This is a genomic window from Leptolyngbya sp. GB1-A1, from assembly GCF_039962475.1.
Taxonomy (GTDB): Bacteria; Cyanobacteriota; Cyanobacteriia; order Elainellales; family Elainellaceae; genus Leptolyngbya_A.
Window position 1 is genome coordinate 1 of record NZ_JAMPLI010000113.1, and the last position, 3,413, is coordinate 3,413.

A 3,413-nucleotide genomic window follows, 5' to 3' on the forward strand; every position below is an offset into this window, starting at 1 on the left:
TAGAGCCAAACACAGTAGCTGATAATTTCGGCGGGAAATCGGTGACGAGAATACATGGGACGGTAGGTGCGATCAAGGTTGAACCAGCACGCTTATTCTACATTCGAGTTAACTTGACAATACCCTTCGATGAGTTCAAGCGGGAATGTCTCAAGCTGTATGTCAATGGCAGGGGATTTCGAGTGATAGAACGAGTCAAAGGCGTTCATCACACGACTGTCATTACTTGGTCAAACAAATCGGTGAACTGTTACCGGATGCATATGATCCACAACTCACTTCTGAAGTGGGCGAATTGGATGAATTAGAAACATTTGTTTTCAAAAAAACAAGATTTGGCTGTGGACTGCAATTGACCCCTTCAAAGCGGGAATTTTAGGGTGGGTCTTGGGTAATCATGGCGCTGACACGTTTCATCCCTTGTGGGCAATCGTTTCTAGTTAGCCCCTGAAACTAAGACTGCCATGCAAGCAGTCAGGAAGATTATTCATGTAGACATGGATGCGTTCTATGCCTCGGTGGAACAACGGGATGAGCCGAGATACCGGGGCAAGCCGATCGTCGTGGGCGGATCACCCGATAAGCAAGGAGCCGTAGCAGCCGCCAGCTATGAAGCAAGACGATATGGCATTCATTCTGCGATGCCTTCCCGCACCGCTCATCAAAAGTGTCCCCACCTGATCTTTGTCAAGCCGCGCTTTGATGTGTATCGACGCATCTCATTGCAGATTCGCGAAATCTTCCACTGCTACACGGACTGGGTAGAGCCGCTCGCCCTCGATGAAGCGTATCTGGATGTCACCGAGAACAAGTTTGGCATTCCTTCTGCCACCTGGATTGCTCAGACGATCAAGCAGGAAATTTATGAGGAAACGGGGCTGACCGCTTCTGCAGGAGTTTCCATTAATAAGTTTTTGGCAAAAGTTGCTTCTGGCGTGGATAAGCCGAATGATCTATTCATTATTCCGCCTGAGGATGCGGCTGCATTTGCGGAACGGTTGCCCATCGAGCAGTTCTACGGCGTAGGGCAGGTGACAGCAGCAAAGATGCATCAGCTTGGCATTCGCACTGGAGCCGACCTGAAGCAGTGGAGCCAAGGCGATCTGGTGCATCACTTTGGCAAGGTGGGGCAGTACCATTACAAAATTGCCAGAGCAGAGGACGATCGCCCTGTCCACCCGAACCGCATTCGCAAGTTGATTGGGGCAGAGAATAGCTACGACCCGGATCTGAGCGATCGTGCCCAGATTGAGACTGCACTGGAGGAGGTGGCAGACACTCTCCTGCGGCGACTTGATAACCAACGGACAGTGGGACGAACGTTAACGCTAAAAGTGAAATATGCGGACTACCAGCAAGTGACGCGCAGTCGAACATTGCTCACGCCCGTTAGGGATCGATCACTGATTCTCGATGTCGCACATGAACTGTTACACATGACGGCGATCCAACAGAAGGCAGTCAGGCTAATAGGGCTGACGATTTCTAATTTGATTGGCGAAACACAAGAGCATTATGTGCAACTTTGCCCGAATGTTTAGCGAGGCTGTTTGAGCAGGGTTACTCTAGATTGACCCTGAGTGAGGGTAGATGTGAATTGGAAGGACGCTGAAGTACAACCCCTCCTTTCCGTGATGCTGTATTCGTGAAACTGTGACTGACTGACTTATCCAGCAAGATTAATGTTGGCAGGAAATATTGTGACTGGAATCAGAATGGCGCAAGGATTAGATTAAAGACAGCTCAGTGTTTAGAATTACAGTGCAGACATTTGCTACTTTCAGATAAATCTTTCCCAGATTTCGCAACCCCTTAATAACAGAGCAATATTATGAGTGAGACGATTGGTTTCATTGGACTCGGCAGCATGGGTGTGCCGATGGCAGCTAATCTATTGGCAGCAGGCTATCGGCTGAACGTTCACAACCGCACGCCAGAAAAAGCGCAATCTTTAGCTGAGCAGGGGGCACAGGTGGTTCATCACCCTGCTGAAGCCGTTTCGCCGGGTGGAATTGTGATCACCATGCTGGCAAACGATGCGGCGTTAGAAGCCGTTGTGCTGGACGAGAACGGCATTTTGAGCAGTTTGGGCGAAGGCGGGATACATCTCTCGATGAGTACGGTCGCACCAGCTACGGCTTGTAGGCTATCCGAACTTCATCAACAGCAGGAATCACACTATGTCGCGGCTCCCGTCTTTGGGCGGCCCGATGCAGCGGCAGCCCGTAAACTCTGGATTGCCTGCTCTGGCAAAACCGCTGCGAAGGAACGAGTCAAACCGCTGCTGGAACAGATGGGGCAGGGAATATTCGACTTTGGCGAGGATGCCGGAGCCGCTAACGTGGTGAAACTCACCGGGAATTTCTTGATTATTTCGGCGATCGAAGCGATGGCAGAAGCCTTCACGCTAGCAGAGAAGAACGGGATCAATCGCACTGAGGTTGCCAATTTATTTGGTCAAACCCTATTTGCTTGCCCGATCTACCAAAACTACGGGCGAATGATTGCCCAGCAGCAGTACGAACCCGCAGGCTTTAAGTTATCGCTGGGCTTGAAAGATGTGACTCTTGCACTTGAAACGGCTCGTGAAAGCCAAATGCCGCTTCCCTTGGCAAGCTTATTGCACGATCGACTGCTCGCACTGGTCACGAATGGAAAGGGGGACATCGATTGGACTGGGTTAGCCCTGAAAACAGCAGAAGAGGCAGGATTATAGTAAACAAGTCATTGAGCAACTAGACCCAGCGTCCATCTTGAATTCCAGAACCCTGAAAATTCCCTTGACTGGTGGTTGTATGTGTGGCGCAATCCGCTATGAATGTTCAGCAGACCCTCTGGCAATAGGAAACTGCCACTGTCAGGATTGCCAGCGAGCCACAGGAACTGCCTTTGCCACAGCAATGGTCGTTCCCCGTGAAGCAGTCACAATTACGGGTGAGGTCAAATACTATGATCTCAATCCTGACCTACCCAAATTTGATCAATCTCCGCCACCTTACGCTTTTGCAAAACAGGAGTAGGGCTGCTCGAATCTCACTTTATTCGCAACACCCCTTGACTCTCACGTTGAAATGCGTCAACGCATTGAAAATTGGCAAGAGATTGTTGGGTTGAAATCTGCCGCATAGTCCTGTGATTCCACCTCATCAAAGACTACCGTGCTGATTCTTAAGTCTTTTTGGTTAAGTTGACAGTACCCATCGAAGTAACCCGGGGGTGGATCATAGGTTTTGATAAACTGTCGTTGACAAACTTTGCAGAGGTAATTTTGTTTCCCTCTTTGTTTGCCGTTCTTACTGATATTAACCCGGCAAGGAAAGAGAGGGCAGGATTAGGAGAGAAATTGTTAGCATAGAGGTATGAACAAACCCGATGCTCGAACGCTGAATCTAGCCACTCAAAACTATCTGCGG

Annotated in this window: 4 protein-coding genes and 1 pseudogene; 4 read left to right on the forward strand and 1 reads right to left on the reverse strand. The window is 49.6% G+C overall.

Going from position 1 to position 3,413, the window contains the following annotated elements; translation table 11 throughout:
* Window positions 1–128: 128 nt before the first annotated feature.
* The 4 genes and pseudogenes from NDI45_RS30655 to NDI45_RS30670 all read left to right on the forward strand — a co-directional run.
* A pseudogene (locus tag NDI45_RS30655) lies at window positions 129–435 on the forward strand (IS1 family transposase); the annotation flags it as partial.
* Between the two features lie 29 nt (window positions 436–464).
* On the forward strand, window positions 465–1,541 hold the full coding sequence (dinB, locus tag NDI45_RS30660; RefSeq protein WP_348250055.1) for a DNA polymerase IV: 1,077 nt from the start codon (window positions 465–467) through the stop codon (window positions 1,539–1,541).
* 290 nt (window positions 1,542–1,831) lie between these two features.
* Window positions 1,832–2,716 carry an NAD(P)-dependent oxidoreductase gene (locus NDI45_RS30665; protein WP_348250056.1) on the forward strand — a complete coding sequence of 295 codons (885 nt, stop codon included), beginning with the start codon at window positions 1,832–1,834 and terminating at the stop codon, window positions 2,714–2,716.
* A gap of 37 nt (window positions 2,717–2,753) precedes the next feature.
* Window positions 2,754–3,020 (forward strand): GFA family protein, encoded by a 267-nt coding sequence (locus tag NDI45_RS30670; RefSeq protein ID WP_348250057.1) that lies wholly within the window; start codon window positions 2,754–2,756, stop codon window positions 3,018–3,020.
* A gap of 148 nt (window positions 3,021–3,168) precedes the next feature.
* On the opposite strand, the gene NDI45_RS30675 is transcribed toward NDI45_RS30670, so the two are convergent.
* A partial coding sequence (locus tag NDI45_RS30675) for a hypothetical protein (protein WP_348250058.1) occupies window positions 3,169–3,413 on the reverse strand: 245 nt, incomplete at its 5' end.

What these genes read in the sequence shown, in the direction of transcription:
- dinB (WP_348250055.1), top strand. Translation starts at nt 465, where the DNA reads ATGCAAGCAGTCAGGAAGATTATTCATGTAGACATGGATGCGTTCTAT.
- NDI45_RS30665 (WP_348250056.1), top strand. Translation starts at nt 1,832, where the DNA reads ATGAGTGAGACGATTGGTTTCATTGGACTCGGCAGCATGGGTGTGCCG.